We start from the raw sequence: 15,645 nt of genomic DNA, 5'->3' as shown, positions 1-15,645 counted from the left end.
TGTCACCGGTTTTCAGCCTCGACAAATGTTGCTCGAAAATCGGAGCCTGTCACCGGTCTTGTCAGAGGCACCCCAGCTCTTGCCGTTGGGGGAAATGGCACGGTGCCGCGCAAGCGTCGATCAAGCCCAGATCTGGTACGCCATCCCGTTCTGCATCACCCCCACCAGCTGGTCGAAATTCTCCTGGCTCTCGCTGAACGATGTCAGCACCCCGGCCACGTTGTCCTTCTGGTTATCCAGGACATCGAGCCAGTAGTTCATGCCGCCGACATCCGGTGCGCGGTTGAGCACGTGCTCGTAGAAGCCCGTGATGATGGTGGCATTGCTGGGATTGGTGCCGTAGACGCCTCGGAATTCCTCGGAGTTGACGAACCCGGCGGCCACCGAGTGCAGGCTGGCGCCGCTGTCCAGCTGATGGATCCAGAAGCCCAGGCCGCCCTCGTCCGGCATGCGGTCGAACGCGGCCTGGTACAGCCGGTAGGCTTCGCCGGCGGTGCCGTCCACGTCGAAGGCCAGTGCCACGTCTTCAAAGTCGAGCCGCTCGACGTCGACGAGCGTGTCCGCCCCATCCAGCCCCACGGCGTCGGTGACGAACAGCCGATGGCCGGCCGTGGTCACGTCGTACTCGGCCAGCCTGCCGGCGTACCAGGCCGTATCGATGCCGCTGCCGCCGTCGAGCAGGTCATTGCCGCCGCCGCCTTCGAGCAGGTCCCAGCCGCCGTGGCCGTACAGTGCGTCGTTGCCGGAAGTACCGGTGATGTCGTCGTCGTACTCCGTGCCGTGGCCGATCGCCAGCGGAATCGTGTCCAGGTCTTCCAGGATGGACAGCTCGACGTCGCTGTACGGCGGCGCTGCCTGTTCCCACGAGGCGTCCACGAAATATGTGCCGGAGTAGGGGGCGATGAAGCTCAGGCCGTCCTGGCCCACGGGGCCCCAGCCGTCGTCCTCGGCGATCGGCGCGCCATCCGCGTCGTACAGGACCAGGTTGTAGGGGTCGAACCAGCTCTCGGAGGTGATCGTGTACAGCCCGCCGGCGACGGCCGTGAAGCTGAAGATCGGGAAGGCGGCCTCGCCCGGCGTGGAGCTGGAGAACAGGGCGCCGTTCTCATAGCCATCGAAATTGTACGGCGCGAACGTCAGGTGATCCGCCGTGTCCATGTCGGCCTCGGACAGCGGCGGAAGGTAGGGCAAAGTCTGGTAAATGGCCATTGCAACCTCTCTTGTCGTGATGGCGACAGCATAATCCCGCCGCCCGTGCGCCGCGCGGCAGGATTACACTTTGTTGCAATGCGCCGCGGCCCGGCAGGTCAGGCCAGCTCGATGTGCGCGTGGTCGTGGTGGCCGATCAGCTGCACGTCGATATCGTCCGCCCCGCGCCACGCCGGTTCTTCCCCGCGCACCGGCGCCGCTTCCTTCGATTGCGCGACCTGCAGCATGGTGGCGAAGACGTCGGCCGAGCCGTCCGGCGCCTCCGATTTCGAAACCGGCGTCGTCAGTGCGAGCGTGCCCGTGGTCAGCGTGACCGTCGCGTCCGTAAAGCGCAGCAGCTCGATGTTCGACAGGGTGTCGCTGCCTTCCGCGCCGGAGACGTTCCAGCCGGTGCCGGTTCGGGTCACCGTGTAGGCGCTGCGCGCGCCGTTGTAGAACGCCGTGTCGGAGCCGGCGCCGCCGTTCAGGATGTCGTTGCCGCCGCCGCCTTCCAGCACGTCGTTGGCCGTGCCGGTCGTGAGCGTATTGGCCGCGCTCGTGCCGGTCAGCCAGCGGCCGCCCGCCAGGGAATTGACACCCAGGTTGCCGGCCAAGCCGTCGCCGCCGTACAGCCACTTCAGCGCCGCGATATCGTAGGGGCTGAACGTGGAGTGGATGCCGCCCGCGTGCGTGTACGACTCCAGCGTGTAGGCGGTATTGTCAGTGGCCGTCGGCAGCCTGATCGTGCCCTCGAACGGGTGCTTCAGGCCCAGCATGTGGCCGAGCTCGTGCAGCAGGGTTTCATAGCCCTGCGTGCCCTTCGTGAGGTTGGCATTCATGCCAGCCCATTCGGCATTGTCGAGGTAGACATACGACGCGGCCGTGAACTTGGTGATCACATTGCTGCTGTTGTACGAATAGCCGACGCGGTTGCTGTCGAGGCCCGCGGTGCCCGAGCCGGCCAGGTTGGCGTTCGCGAAGTGCACCTGCGCCAGGTTGGCGTCCGCCGTTTCCACGAACTTGATGCCGGTGAGGCTCGAGATGTACGACATCGCGCCGCGCGTGGCGGCTGCCTGCGAGGCGGTGAACGCCTGCGGAGCGCTCAGCAGCATCGAATTGCCGCTTTCGAGATTGCCGGCGACCGAGAACGAGTAGTACAGCGTGTTGGTGCCGGGGGTGACGTAGTTCCAGTTCGGCAGGTTGCCGAGCAGGGCGTCGATGTGGTTGTGGCCGGAGAGGGTGGTGCTGGTAGCTTGCGAGACGGTTGCCATGGATGCCGGGAGACCTTCAATGCATGTGGAATCCCGACAGTTTCGGCCGCGCGCCCGGCCGGGTCAACCGTGCGCGCGGTGAGTGTGCACTCCTGTCCAGAACGTCTATCCAGTCCTTCAAGCCTCTTCGGTAACGAGCTTGTCGCCGAGATAGACACGGTAGCGCCGGATGCGTCCCGTCACCCCGTCGGGCCCTTGCCGGGGCGTGTACCGCAGTCCTGCCACCTCGAAGGGGGCGCCCAGGTCGAGCACCAGCCGGTGCGGCGGCTCGGCCACCGTCTTGCTGTAGGCCGAGTGCCAGAAGTCGGTGTTCTGGCCATTGATCGCGTTCAGCGCCGTGCCGTCTTCCTTCGACGCTTCCTCGCTGCTGGCAAAGGCGATCGTCCACAGGGTCTGGTTCAGCGTCTTGCCATCCTTGCCCAGCAGGGCCAGTTCGGCGATGGCGGCGAACGGCTTGCCGTCGAACGCATCCAGCGCCTCGATGCACAATTGCTGGCCGGTGGCGGCTTGTGAAAACTGCACGTCCTGCGTGGCGCCGCCGGGCTGGAAGCGGCCCTCGTGCACGGGTTTCACGCCCTGCAGCGCAAGGCGCGCCGTGCTGGGCGGGCGCACCAGGTCGCGCTCCGGGCGCAGCCGGTCGAGCACCGGTTTCGGCACGCCGGCGATGCGGTTGTCCTGCGGGCCCGTGAGGTCGAGCACCACGACCTCGTTGCGGCCCGCCTTCAGCCATGGGCCGGGCAGGTACATCGTTTGCGTCGGGCCGATGCTCCAGTAGCGGCCCAGGCAGCGGCCGTTGATCCAGACGATGCCCTGGCCCCAGCTCGTCATGTCGAGGAAGGTGTCGGCGGTGTTGGCGGCGTCGAAGCTGCCGCGCCAGAACGCCGGGCCTTTCACCTTGCCGGCCTGCCAGTTCAGCGGCGGCAGCACGCCGTCTGCATCGAAGTCGATCGCGCGGATTTCCCAGTTCTCCAGCGCAACCGGGTCCTTGCCCTTGGCCCGCAGCGTGATGGGCCCATGCAAGCCCTTGCGGTCGTGGATCTCCACGCCGAAGTTCACGCGGGCGATCGTGTACAGCAGGATGTCCAGCGTCGTGCTCTTCGCGCGCGCCGGCAGGTTCACGCGGAAGCGCCGGTAACGCGTGTCCATCGTGCCCACTTCCTTGCCATCGATGGTCACCCAGGCCAGGTCGCGCACCTTGGCCGCTTCCAGCACGGCCGCCGGGCCGGGCGGCAAGGTGACGCGGTAGGCGATCAGGCCCCGGCTGATGTCGTACTGCTCGATCGGCCTGGGCGTCGCGTCGCGGATGACCCGCGCGGGCAGGTTGGCGAACACGGGCGCCGTCTCGGCCAGCGTGAACGCGGGGATCGTCATGACGGGCATGGGCGCCGGCGCCGGCGGCAGCTGCTCGCCCGCTCGCAGGTGCCGGCCGATGCCGGCGCGGTAGGCCTCGAACTTCTCGCCCACCCAGCCCGCCTCGCTGATCGGTGCGTCGTAGTCGTAGCTGGTGGTGTCGGGCCGGAACGGCCGGTCGCAGCCGCCCCACAGGCCGAACGACGTGCCGCCGTGCGCCATGTACAGGCTGAAGGAACCGTTCGCCGCCAGCATCGCCTCGATGTCGGCCACCGCCTTGGCGGGGCTGCCCGTGCGGTGCGGGGCGCCCCAGGTATCGAACCAGCCCGAGTAGTATTCGCCGCACATCAGCGGCGCCTTCTGCACCTTGGCCAGTTCCGCGAAGCCGCGCCCGGGATCGCTGCCGAAGTTGGCGACCGAGTACAGCTCGGGAATATGCGTCTTGGCGACCGCGTTGGTGGGATTGCACTGGAACAGCGGCACGTCGAAGCCGCCGTCCAGCAGTGCCTGGCGCATCACGCGCATGTATTCCAGGTCCTCGCCGAAAAAGCCGTATTCGTTCTCCACCTGCACCATGAGGATCGGGCCGCCATGGGTGACCTGCTGCGGCCCGAGCACGCGGCCCACCTCGCGCATCCAGCGACGTGCCGGCTGCACGAAGTTGTCGTCGCGTGTGCGGAGGAATGCGTCACCTGGGCTCTTCAGCAGCCACCACGGCAGGCCGCCCATTTCCCATTCGGCGCAGGCGTAGGGGCCGGGCCGCAGGATCACCCAAAGCCCCTCGGCCTGGGCCAGCCGGCAGAACTCGGCCGCGTCGTGCTGCCCGCTCCAGTCGTAGCGGCCTTCGCGCCACTCGTGGTAGTTCCAGAACAGGTAGGCGCACACGGCGTTCAGGCCCATCGCCTTGATCGCCTTCAGGCGGTGCCCCCAGTATTCGCGCGGCACGCGGGCGAAGTGGATCTCGCCGCAGCGCACCTGCAGCGGTTTGCCGTCCAGCAGGAAGTCGTTTTCGCCGATGGCGAAGCGATGCGCGGGAGCGGAGGTGGCGACGGCGGGGATCAGGGTGCTGCCGACGGCAGCGGCGGTGCCGAGCAGCACGCGCCGGCGGGATGGCATATTGGTCATGTCTGTCTGGTGGAGGTGGAAGGAAGGGCGCGCAGGCGCGCCATGCAGGCCAGGCACAGCGCCGAGAACACGGCACCGCAGCCCAGCGTCAAACGGTAGTCGTGCCCCGACAGGTCGAGCAGCGGGCCCTGCACGATGCCGACGACGATCATGCCGGCCACGACGGCGAAATCCTTGGTGGCATTGAACTGCACGAAGCGCTCGCGCGGGAACAGCGCCATCGGCATCGATGCCGCCGCCGTCCACCATGCGCCGGAAACGATCACGTGGCACAGGTACACGGCCTGGAACGTGGCCGCGTCATCGACGATCGCCGTGCCGAGCGCGGCCACCGCCAGGTATGCCGTCATGACGGCGGCGGAAACGCGCATCGCCCCGCAGCGGTCGACGAGCCAGCCGATGGCGAAGGCCGAACAGATCGATACCGCGTAGCCGGCCGCCGTGAGCATGCCCAGCGTGGCCTTCGGAACGGCGCTGGCATGGGCGAAGAACTGGTAGAAGGTGTTGAAGGGATTGAACGTGACGGCGGCGCACATGAACATGGCGATCGCCCACAGGATCGGCGCGGTGAACAGACCGGCGGGCAGGCGGGCGGGCACGCCGTGCGGCCGCCCGGCCGCGGGAGGCGGGACTGCCGGCTCGCGCACGCCCACGCACATGGCGAACAGGCAGCCGCCAAACACGAGCGCCGTGCCCACCAGGATCTCCGCCAGGTAATGGTCGGTCAGCGCGAAGACCCAGCTGTGGAAGGCGATGCCGGCGCCCAGCCCGACGATGCGGAACAGCGCGTAGAAGCGGCCCAGCCAGCCGAACGGCACCACGTCGTTGACGAGACCCGTGAACAGGGAGAGCGCGCACAGCGCCGCGCAGTCGAAGACGGTCCAGAACAGGCCGAACGCGATGAGGCGGCAAGGCTGCGGTCCCGGCGACCACCCGCCGAGCGCCGAGTCGAGCGCCACGCCCAGCGCCGGGGAGTACGCCAGGCCGGCCAGGGCGGCGCAGCCGGCCGGCCCGGCCACGAACAGATAGGGCCGGCGCCGTCCCCAGCGCCCGCGGTGCCGGTCGGAATGCCAGCCCACCAGCGGCACCACGACCATCGACAGCAGTGCGGGCACGGTGGACAGCAGCAGCGAGGTGGCCGTGTCGGAAGCGCCTGCCACGCGCAGCAGTTCCAGGCCCGAGGGCAGCGCGGCGCGGTCGCGCATCGCCAGTCCCAGGTCGCCCAGCAGCAGCCAGGCCAGCATGCCGGCCAGCGAGAGCAGCCCAACCCCGCCCGCCGCCCTCGCGCCCGCCGGACCGGCGGCCTTTTCGGCCATCTCGGCCATCTCGGCCGGGGAGGGCCGGGCGGTGGCGGCGGCGCGGGCCATCATTTGCCCGGTGCCGGTCCGGTCGATTGCCGGATCACGAGTTCCATCGGCAGCGCCACCTTCGCGGGGGGCAGGGTGCCGCCCTGGGCGAGCGTGACCACGTCGGCCACGGCGCGCGCCGCCAGGTCGTTGATCGGCTGGCGCATCGTCGTCAACGGTGGAAACACGTGGCTGGACAGGGGGATGTCGTCGAAGCCGATCACGGATATATCGGCCGGCACCTTCAGGCCGCGGCTGTGGATGGCGTCGATCGCGCCATAGGCCATCTCGTCGTTCGCCGCAAAGATCGCGGTGGGGGGACGTTTCAGGTCGAGCAGCTGCTGCGCGGCCGCGTTGCCGGCCGCCTGGTTGAACGCGCCGCCGGCGATCAGCGCGGCATCGACGCGGATGCCGGCGGCGCGCAGCGCATCCTTGTAGCCTTTTTCGCGCTCGGCGCTCTGGCCCGTCGCCGCCGTGCCGGCCAGGAAGGCGATGCGGCGGTGCCCGAGCCCGATCAGGTGCTCGACAGCCGTGCGCGCGCCGTTGCGGTTCTCCAGCGCCACCACGGGCAGGCCGACGTCGCGCGCATCGTAGGCGATCAGCACGCAGGGCATGCGGTGCTGGCCCAGTACGTCCAGGTAGCCGTCGGCGCCGTTCGGCATCACCAGCAGCAGGCCGTCGCACAGCTTGGAGAGCATGTCCACGGTGCCCGCGCGTTCCGGGCTGTCGAAGCGCTCGGCGTTGAACAGCAGGATGTCGTAGCCGCGCGCCCGCGCTTGCGCGCTGATCGCGCGCGTGACTTCGTGCAGCACGAGCGAGCCATAATTGTTGACGAACACGCCGATCAGGTTGCTCTTGTCGCCGCGCATGCGGCGTGCCAGCATGTCCGGCGTGTAGTTCAGCTGGGCGGCTGCTTCCATGATCCGGGCCCGCGCCGCCTCGGAAACGTAGCCGACCCCGCGGATCGCGCGCGACGCGGTGATCGGCGAGACGCCGGCGATCTTGGCCACTTCACTGAGCTTGCTGGTCTTGCGCATGGATCGTTCTGTCTGAATGTGGGACCCGACTGTACCAGAGCACACGCCGTTCGGGCGGGGATGTGGTCACGTTACCACATCGCCAAAAATACTCGGAGAAACTTTATTCAATGAACTCAAGGGTTTACGGATGAGGCGGCAAACCGCTCAATTTCGTGATCGGTTTGATGAAAAACGTCTGTGGTAACGTGACCATAACTCGAGGCAATCGAGACAACCTACAAAATCGGAGACGGAGATGAACAAGAAGCTTCTCGCCACCCTGCTGCCGCTGGCGCTGGCCGCCGCCTACGGCCCCCATGCCGGCGCCCAGGAGGCATCGGCCGCCGCGGACACCGGCATACCGCAAGCCAGTCCCTCGGGGGCGCAAACGAACCCCGCCAGCGCGACAAGCGCCGACACCGCGGCGGCCGCGCAGTCCGCTGACCCTGGCCCGGTGAGCACCGTGGTCGTGACGGGCTTCCGTTCCAGCCTGCAGAAGGCGCTGAACCTGAAGCAGCAGGCGATCGGCGTGCGCGATTCCATCGTGGCGGAAGACATCGGCAAATTCCCCGAGGCGAACGTGGCCGAGTCGCTGCAGCGCGTGCCGGGGGTGATCCTGAACCGCGACGAAAGCTCGGCCGAAGGCCAGCGCATCTCGATCCGCGGCCTGCCGACCGAATACTCGGTGACGACGCTGAACGGCGCGCCCGTCAACACCACATCCACCAGCACGATCGGCAGCGCGGCGCGGGGCTTCAACTACGATGTATTCGCTTCCGAACTGTTCGGCCGCGTGGACTTCTACAAGTCGCCGCTGGCCGAGCTCACCGAAGGCGGCCTGGGCGGCATCGTCGACCTGCAGACGCCGCGGCCGTTCGACAATCCCAAGCGCACCATCCGCTACGGGCTGACGGCCGGCTACAACACGATGTCCGAGCACACCGATCCTTCCGGCTTCGCGCTGTATTCGAACACCTGGGGCAACTGGGGCTTCCTGATCGGCGGCTCGCATTCGGGCAGCGTGAACAACCGCTCCGGCTTCGAAGCCACGGGCGGCTACAACAGCTCGTTCAACGGCAGCCAGAGCCCCGTGAAAGGCAACTTCGCGCTGGCGCTGGACTACGATTCGCCGCTCGCCAACCTCTCCGGCTACACGCGCGAGCAGGTCGACCGCGCGCTGCTGCCGCGCATCTACCGCTTCTACGGCTCGCAGAACGACCGCTCGCGCAACGGCCTGGTGTCTTCGCTGCAGTACAAGAACGGCCCGCTGAACATCAGCCTCGACACGCTGTACTCGAAGCTGGAGAACGAGCGCGACGAGATGTACTTCGGCATCCTGGTTCGCAACAGCCGCACCACCAACCGCAACGCGCCGGCCGGCCAGACGGGCAACAACGGCCTGATTCCCCTCGACGTGCGCATCGACCCGGGCTCGAACCTGCTGACCGGCACCTTCGGCAATACCTCGTACAGCAGCGGCGTGACCTATGCCAACGACGAAACCGAATTCGGTTATGGGGCCCTCAACCTGTCGTACAAGGCGAGCGACCGGCTGACGTTCACGGCCCAGGCCAGCGCCAACAACAGCAGCGCGCTGTCCTACCAGAGCACGCTCTCGGGGCAAATCTTCGGCATCACCTCGACGATCGACTATGGCGACGATCACGTCTACCCGTCGCTGTCCTCCCCGACCAGCTACACGGACCCGAACAATTTCCAGGGCTTCCAGATCGGCACGGGCTGGACGAAGGAGACCGACAAGGGCCGGCAGGTGCGCGCCGCCGCCGACTGGGACTACGACCTGCCGGGCGGCTGGAGGGGCCATATGAAGACCGGCTTCTCCTTCGTGGAAACCACCAAGGGCATCGACAAGCGCAACGGCACCTCGCTGGCCACCGCGCGCCTGAACCAGCTGGGCAACGCGGGCCTGCGCGCCGGCATGACGTCGAACCTGCCGATCTCGAACCTGGACATGGGCGGCGGCTGGCCGAACGCCTGGGGCACCTTCGACCGGGGCTATACCTACGCCACGTTCAACCCGCTGGAATACAACCCGAACTCCGCGTTCACGCCCGCGCAGAGCTTCACCGCGCAGGAAAAGGTGAGCACGGCCTTCGTCCAGTCCGACTTCCGCGGGGAAGTGTTCGGCCGCGAGCTGCGCCTCAATGCCGGCGTGCGCTACTCGGAGACGAAGACCTATATCGACAACTTCAAGCAGACGGGCGCCAACAATGCCTACGCGCCCAATGAGGAGCAGGGCAAGTACAGCAATGTGCTGCCGGCCGTGAGCGCCGCGTTCGACGTGACGGACACGCTGATGTGGCGCGCTTCGTGGGGCAAGACGATTTCCCGCGCCTCGCTGGGCATCATCGCCGCGCAGACCGTGATCCCGAACCAGTTCGACAACACGGCCACCGCCGGCAATCCGAACCTGAAGCCGCAGCAGTCGAAGAACTTCGACACGAGCCTGGAGTGGTACTTCAAGCCGGGCAGCCTGCTGTCGGCCGCGTATTTCCGCAAGACGCTGACGGATGCCACCGTATCGTCCACGCAGATCGTTACCTTCGGCTCGCTGGGCCTCCCCGACACGGCGCTGGGCCCCATCTTCCAGGATGCCAATGGCCGCGTCGATCCCAACCTGGCGATGACCCTGCGCACCTACTCGAACGCCGGCGAGCAGGTGCTCAAGGGCTACGAACTGGCTTACCAGCAGGCGTTCGACTTCCTCCCCGATCCGTTCAAGGGCTTCGGCGCGCTGGCCAGCTTTACCCACATCGACCCGTTCAACAGCCAGCGCTGGATCACCACCTCGGGCCGCGAGATCGAAGTCAATTCGGTGCCGAAATTCGCCTACAGCGCCACCGGCTACTACGAGCGCGGGCCGCTGGCAGTGCGCCTGTCCTGGAACTACAAGGGCCGCTCGCTGCATGGCGACAACCCGCGCAACAATGGCGATGACCTGATCCGCTGGCGCGCCGCCCGCGGCTACCTCGACGGCAATATCAGCTACAAGATCAGCGACAGGCTGGAACTGCGGATCGATGCGCTGAACCTGTCCAACACGCTGTCCTACGATTACTTCGAGGACGCCAACGGCGTATACGGCAGCGGCAAGAAGACCCGGATGGACTACGCGAAGTACGACGGCCGCACGATCAAGATCGGCATCCGCGGCAAGCTGTGATGTGGATGACGATACTGCGGCCGGGCGCGGCGCTCGCGCTGCTCGTCGCGGCGGGCGGCTGCGCGCACCTCGCCGGCCGCAGTGCCGTCGAACCTGCCGCCGGTCTTGGCGCCGACCTTGCCGATGTTCGCCTCGTCGACGTGGCGCCCGGGTGGGCGGACAACTCCGTGAACGCGGTGATCTTCCGCCGCCACGCGCTGGTCAGCGACGGCGCGATGCAGTTCATCGCGTTCTACGATGCCGAGGGGCGCGTGGTGCTGGGCAAGCGCAGGCTGGGCGCCTCGCAATGGGAACTGGCGCCCACACAGTACCGGGGCAATGTGCGCGACGCCCACAACAGCATCAGCATCGGGCTGGACGCCACCGGCGTGCTGCACGTGGCGTTCGACCACCACAACGGGCCGCTGCGCTATGCGCGGGGCGTGGCGCCCCATGCGCTCGCGCTGGGTGCCGAGGAGCCGATGACGGGCCGCGACGAACGTTCCGTCACCTATCCAGAGTTCCATCCGCTCGCCGGCGGCGCCATGCTGTTCCTGTACCGCGACGGTGGTTCCGGCCGGGGCAACCTGGTGGTGAACCGCTACGATCCGTCGTCGCGGCGATGGACGCGCTTGCACGACAACCTGATTTCCGGCGAAGGCAGGCGCAACGCCTACTGGCAGGCGGCCGTGGACGGGCAGGGCACGGTACACGTCTCCTGGACCTGGCGCGAATCGCCGGACGTGGCCAGCAACCACGACATCGCCTACGCCCGCTCGCGCGACGGCGGCGTGACGTGGGAAGACAGCACGGGGCGCCGGCTGGCGCTGCCGGTCACGGAAGCGACGGCCGAGGTGGCGGCGCGGGTGCCGCGGAACAGTGAGTTGATCAACCAGACCGCGATGGCCGCCGATGGCGCGGGCCGGCCGTACATCGCCACCTACTGGCGCAACGCGGGCGAGACCGTGCCGCAATACCGCATCGTGTACCGGGGCGATGCCGGCTGGGGCACGCTGGACCTGCCGTTCCGGCGCACCCTGTTCTCCCTGTCCGGCATGGGCACGAAAGCGATCCCCGTCTCGCGGCCGCAGCTCGTCGTCGACGAGCGGGGCGCCCATGCGCTGCTGCTGTTCCGGGACGAGGAGCGGGGCAGCCGTGTGTCGGCAGCGCTGGTCGACGTGGCGAAGGGCGGATGGACGGTGCGCGATCTCACCGAAGGGTCTGTGGGTGCTTGGGAACCGAACCTCGACCCGGAGCGCTGGCGGCGCGCCGGGGAATTGAACCTGTTCGTGCAGGAAGTGCGGCAGGCGGATGGCGAAGGACTGGCACGGGGCGCGCCGACGATGGTGCGCGTGCTGGAGTTCAAACCAAAGGAGTGGAATCGATGAAGCAAGTGGTGAAGAACCAATACGCAATGAGAGGCGTGCTGCTGGCGGCCGTGTTCGTGCTGGCCGGATGCGCCTCGCAACAAGCGGCGCACAAGCCGGAAGGCAGGGCGGAAGTGGTGGCCGTGATGGACAAGGTGAACGGCTATTGGCAAAAGACGACACCGGCGCGGGAGTGGCCGTTCTGGAACGTGGCCGCTTACCACACCGGCAATATGGAGGCGTGGAAGATCACGAAGAACCCCGCATACCTGCGCTATACGCAGGACTGGGCGGAGCACAACAAGTGGATGGGCGCGAAGTCCACCGACAAGGCCAAGTGGAAGTACACCTACGGCGAAACGGACGAGCACGTGCTGTTCGGCGACTGGCAGACATGCTTCCAGGTCTATGCGGACCTGTACAAGCTCTCGCCCGATCCCGTGAAGATCGCCCGCGCCCGCGAGGTAATGGAATACCAGATGAGCACGCCGAACGATGACTACTGGTGGTGGTCCGACGGGCTGTACATGGGCATGCCGGTGATGAGCCGCCTGTACAGCATTACCGGCAACCAGCAGTATCTGGCCAAGATGCACGCGTACTTCGCCCATGCGCGCAAGATCATGTACGACGAGGAGGCCAAGCTGTTCTACCGCGACGTGCGCTACGTCTACCCGAAGCACAAGAGCAGCAATGGCGGCAAGGACTTCTGGTCGCGCGGCGTGGGCTGGGTGTTCGCGGCGCTGCCGCGCGTGCTGGACGACCTGCCGAAGGACGACCCGCACCGCGCCGAGTATGAACAGGTGTTCCGCGACATGGCCGCCTCGCTGAAGAAGGCGCAGCATGCCGATGGCTACTGGACGCGCAGCCTGCTCGACCCGGCCCACGCGCCGGGGCCGGAAACCTCGGGCACGGCCTTCTTCACATACGGTTACCTGTGGGGCATCAATAACGGCCTGCTGGACCGGAGCGAATACCTGCCGACCGCGCAAAAGGGCTGGGCCTACCTGACCACGGTGGCGGTGCAGCCGGACGGCCGGCTGGGCTATGTGCAGCCGATCGGCGACCGGGCGATTCCCGGCCAGGTGGTGGACAGGAACTCGACCGCGCATTTCGGCGTGGGCGCCTTCCTGCTGGCGGGGGCGGAAATGGTGCGGCTGATCGACAAGGAGGCTCGCTGATGGAACGCCGACACTTCATGCGCGCGCTGGCCGCCGCGCCCGCCGCTTACACGGCCCCGGGCCTGCTGCCTGGGGGTGGCAATGCACTGGCCGCCGACACCGCGCCGGGCGATGCCCGCGCCTTCCAGCTCGGCCTGATGCAGAAGATGGCCGAGCCGGTGCTGGCGAACATGGCGAAGGGGCAGCTGAAAAAGACTTTCCAGCTGGAGGTGAGTCCCACATGGGATGGCCGCGATAAAAACGTCGCCTACCTCGAAGCGTTCGGCCGCCTGATCGCCGGCATGGCGCCGTGGCTGGAACTGCCGGACGACGGCACGGCCGAGGGCAAGGCCAGGAAGCGCCTGGCCAGCCTGGCGGTGCAGAGCTATGTGCACTCGGTCGATCCGAAGAGCCCCGATTACCTGACGTGGAAGGGGCATGGCCAGGCGCTCGTCGATTCGGCGTACTTCACGAACGCGCTGATGCGCGCGCCGAAGGCGTTGTGGGAACCGCTGGACGCGACGACGAAACGCCGCATCGTCGAGGTGGTCAAGGGCTTGCGCGTGATCGAGCCGCCGTACATCAACTGGCTGCTGTTCGCCGCGATGAACGAAGCCTTCCTGCTGTCGATCGGCGAGGAGCACGACCCGATGCGCATGAACGTGGCGATCCGCAAGGTCAACGAGTGGTACGTGGGCGACGGCTGGATCAAGGATGGCGAGACGTTCCACTTCGATTACTACAGCTCCTACGTGATGTACCCGATGCTGGTGGAGATCCTCGAAGTGCTGGCGAAGCACAAGGGCCCGTTCTGGAACGGCAAGCCGGAAGAGCTGCTGGTCCAGGCCTACCAGCGCATGGGCCGCTTCGGCGAACACCTGGAGCGCTTCATCTCGCCGCAGGGCACGTGGCCGCCGGTCGGCCGCTCGCTGACCTACCGCACTGCCGTGTTCCAGCCGCTGGCGCTGCTCGCATGGCGCAAGAAGCTGCCGAAGGCGCTTCCGGAAGGCCAGGTGCGCGCCGCGCTGGACGCCGCCCACCGCGCGATCTGGACCACGCCCTCGAATTTTACAAAGGATGGCTACCTGACGATCGGCTTCATGGGGCACCAGCCGGAGCTGGGCGACTGGTATTCGAACAACGGCAGCATGTACATTGCCTCGGCCGGCTTCCTCGCGCTCGGGCTACCGGCTTCGGACAGCTTCTGGACCACGCCGGCGCTGGACTGGACGCAGAAGAAGGCGTATTCCGGGGCGAAGTTCGCGAAGGATTATCCGGTGAACTATTGACCTGAAGTTGCTTCAAAAATGGGGACAGACCCCATTTTTCAGGAAACATTTCTTGGAAAATGGGGTCTGTCCCCATTTTTTCGCACTTGGGCCGACTCCGGCCGCCCGCCGGTGGGGTAAAGGCATGCGCCGGCCACGTGTTAAACTCCCCCGACGATCAACTCCGTTTTCCGCAGTTTTCGACATGTCCCTCGATACCACGTTCAAAATCACCCCTTCCACGAACCCCGCCTCCGACGCCGACCGCGAGCAGAAGCTCAAGGCCATCAAGTTCGGCCGCGTGTTCACCGACCACATGGCCGTCGTCAAGTACAGCAACGGTGCCTGGCACGATCCGGAAGTGAAGCCCTACGGCCCGCTGTCGCTCGATCCTTCGGCTTCCGTGCTGCACTATGGCCAGGCGATCTTCGAGGGCTTCAAGGCCTATCGCCAGCCGGACGGTTCGGTCAGCCTGTTCCGCCCCGAGCAGAACGGCGAGCGCTTCAACCGCAGCGCGCACCGCCTGGCGATGCCGGCCATTCCGAAGGAACTGTTCATCGGCGCGGCCGAGGCGCTGGTGAAGATCGACCAGGCGTGGGTGCCGTCCGGTTCGGGCGAGAGCCTGTACCTGCGGCCGTTCATGATCGCGACCGATCCGTTCCTGGGCGTGCGCCCGTCCGAGGAATACCTGTTCCTGCTGATCGCGTCGCCGGCCGGCGAGTACTTCCCGCAAGGCCTGAAGCCGGTCAGCGTGTGGGCCAGCAAGGAATACGTGCGCGCCGCGCCGGGCGGCACCGGTGAAGCCAAGTGCGCCGGGAACTACGCGGCCAGCCTGCTGGCGCAGGCCGAGGCGCAGGAGCACGGCTGCGACCAGGTGATCTGGCTGGACGCGATCGAGCGCGAGTACATCGAAGAGATGGGCGGCATGAACCTGTTCTTCGTGTACCAGAAGGATGGCAAGCCCGTCATCGTCACTCCGCAGCTGACCGGCACGCTGCTGCCCGGCATCACGCGCTCGACCCTGCTGCAACTGGCCGCCGACGTGGGCTATGCTGCCGAAGAGCGCCGCCTGTCGCTGACCGAAGTGCGCAAGGCCATCGAATCCGGAGAAATTTCCGAGGTGTTTGCGTGCGGCACCGCCGCCGTCATCACGCCGGTGGGCCTGATCAAGGGCCGCGGCTTCGAAGTCACCGTCAACAACAACGAGAATGGCCCGGTCGCCCTGGCCATGCGCGACGCGCTGCTGGGTATCCAGCGCGGTACCGCCGAGGACAAGCACGGCTGGCTGCACCAGGTCGCGCTGGCGTAATGCCGGCCGCGTCGGCGGTGGCCGCCGCCGACGCGAATCGCTCTAATGTGGTACAAAGCAATATTGGTAACCCAGAAGG

10 protein-coding genes are annotated in these 15,645 nt (G+C 67.0%); 5 read left to right on the top strand and 5 right to left on the bottom strand.

What is annotated here, in order from left to right; genetic code table 11:
- Positions 1-120: 120 nt before the first annotated feature.
- From V6Z91_RS28140 to V6Z91_RS28120, 5 genes are all read right to left on the bottom strand, one after another.
- On the bottom strand, positions 121-1,209 hold the full coding sequence (locus V6Z91_RS28140) for a DUF4214 domain-containing protein (protein ID WP_338764143.1): 1,089 nt from the start codon (positions 1,207-1,209) through the stop codon (positions 121-123).
- 98 nt (positions 1,210-1,307) lie between these two features.
- Positions 1,308-2,459 (bottom strand): matrixin family metalloprotease, encoded by a 1,152-nt coding sequence (locus tag V6Z91_RS28135; RefSeq protein WP_338764141.1) that lies wholly within the window; start codon positions 2,457-2,459, stop codon positions 1,308-1,310.
- A gap of 117 nt (positions 2,460-2,576) precedes the next feature.
- Positions 2,577-4,934, bottom strand: a complete 2,358-nt coding sequence (locus tag V6Z91_RS28130; RefSeq protein WP_338764139.1) for a beta-galactosidase — start codon at positions 4,932-4,934, stop codon at positions 2,577-2,579.
- Entirely contained in the window at positions 4,931-6,304 is a 1,374-nt protein-coding gene (locus V6Z91_RS28125) for an MFS transporter (protein ID WP_338764136.1), read from the bottom strand. The genes V6Z91_RS28130 and V6Z91_RS28125 overlap by 4 nt, the downstream gene beginning before the upstream one ends.
- Positions 6,301-7,317, bottom strand: a complete 1,017-nt coding sequence (locus tag V6Z91_RS28120) for a LacI family DNA-binding transcriptional regulator (protein ID WP_338764133.1) — start codon at positions 7,315-7,317, stop codon at positions 6,301-6,303. Before V6Z91_RS28120 ends, V6Z91_RS28125 begins: the two co-directional genes overlap by 4 nt.
- A 238-nt stretch (positions 7,318-7,555) precedes the next feature.
- Between V6Z91_RS28120 and V6Z91_RS28115 the strand changes: the two genes are divergently transcribed.
- The 5 genes from V6Z91_RS28115 to V6Z91_RS28095 all read left to right on the top strand — a co-directional run bounded on the left by V6Z91_RS28115 (position 7,556) and on the right by V6Z91_RS28095 (position 15,566).
- Positions 7,556-10,483, top strand: coding sequence for a TonB-dependent receptor (locus V6Z91_RS28115; protein WP_338764130.1), 2,928 nt, complete (start codon positions 7,556-7,558; stop codon positions 10,481-10,483).
- 5 nt (positions 10,484-10,488) lie between these two features.
- Positions 10,489-11,850, top strand: a complete 1,362-nt coding sequence (locus tag V6Z91_RS28110; protein WP_338764127.1) for a BNR repeat-containing protein — start codon at positions 10,489-10,491, stop codon at positions 11,848-11,850.
- Positions 11,847-13,010, top strand: coding sequence for a glycoside hydrolase family 88 protein (locus V6Z91_RS28105; RefSeq protein WP_338764124.1), 1,164 nt, complete (start codon positions 11,847-11,849; stop codon positions 13,008-13,010). Before V6Z91_RS28110 ends, V6Z91_RS28105 begins: the two co-directional genes overlap by 4 nt.
- Positions 13,010-14,278: a DUF2264 domain-containing protein gene (locus V6Z91_RS28100; protein WP_338764121.1), complete on the top strand. Its 1,269-nt coding sequence runs from the start codon at positions 13,010-13,012 to the stop codon at positions 14,276-14,278. The genes V6Z91_RS28105 and V6Z91_RS28100 overlap by 1 nt, the downstream gene beginning before the upstream one ends.
- A 184-nt stretch (positions 14,279-14,462) precedes the next feature.
- Positions 14,463-15,566 carry a branched-chain amino acid aminotransferase gene (locus V6Z91_RS28095; protein WP_338764118.1) on the top strand — a complete coding sequence of 368 codons (1,104 nt, stop codon included), beginning with the start codon at positions 14,463-14,465 and terminating at the stop codon, positions 15,564-15,566.
- Positions 15,567-15,645: the final 79 nt, after the last annotated feature.

This window comes from Massilia sp. METH4 (assembly GCF_037094685.1).
Taxonomy (GTDB): domain Bacteria; phylum Pseudomonadota; class Gammaproteobacteria; order Burkholderiales; family Burkholderiaceae_D; genus Rugamonas.
Note: the sequence above shows the minus strand (reverse complement) of the source record. Positions and strands in the feature narration are given on the sequence as shown.

What these genes read in the sequence shown, in the direction of transcription:
- V6Z91_RS28140 (WP_338764143.1), bottom strand. Translation starts at nt 1,209, where the DNA reads ATGGCCATTTACCAGACTTTGCCCTACCTTCCGCCGCTGTCCGAGGCC.
- V6Z91_RS28135 (WP_338764141.1), bottom strand. Translation starts at nt 2,459, where the DNA reads ATGGCAACCGTCTCGCAAGCTACCAGCACCACCCTCTCCGGCCACAAC.
- V6Z91_RS28130 (WP_338764139.1), bottom strand. Translation starts at nt 4,934, where the DNA reads ATGACCAATATGCCATCCCGCCGGCGCGTGCTGCTCGGCACCGCCGCT.
- V6Z91_RS28125 (WP_338764136.1), bottom strand. Translation starts at nt 6,304, where the DNA reads ATGATGGCCCGCGCCGCCGCCACCGCCCGGCCCTCCCCGGCCGAGATG.
- V6Z91_RS28120 (WP_338764133.1), bottom strand. Translation starts at nt 7,317, where the DNA reads ATGCGCAAGACCAGCAAGCTCAGTGAAGTGGCCAAGATCGCCGGCGTC.
- V6Z91_RS28115 (WP_338764130.1), top strand. Translation starts at nt 7,556, where the DNA reads ATGAACAAGAAGCTTCTCGCCACCCTGCTGCCGCTGGCGCTGGCCGCC.
- V6Z91_RS28110 (WP_338764127.1), top strand. Translation starts at nt 10,489, where the DNA reads ATGACGATACTGCGGCCGGGCGCGGCGCTCGCGCTGCTCGTCGCGGCG.
- V6Z91_RS28105 (WP_338764124.1), top strand. Translation starts at nt 11,847, where the DNA reads ATGAAGCAAGTGGTGAAGAACCAATACGCAATGAGAGGCGTGCTGCTG.
- V6Z91_RS28100 (WP_338764121.1), top strand. Translation starts at nt 13,010, where the DNA reads ATGGAACGCCGACACTTCATGCGCGCGCTGGCCGCCGCGCCCGCCGCT.
- V6Z91_RS28095 (WP_338764118.1), top strand. Translation starts at nt 14,463, where the DNA reads ATGTCCCTCGATACCACGTTCAAAATCACCCCTTCCACGAACCCCGCC.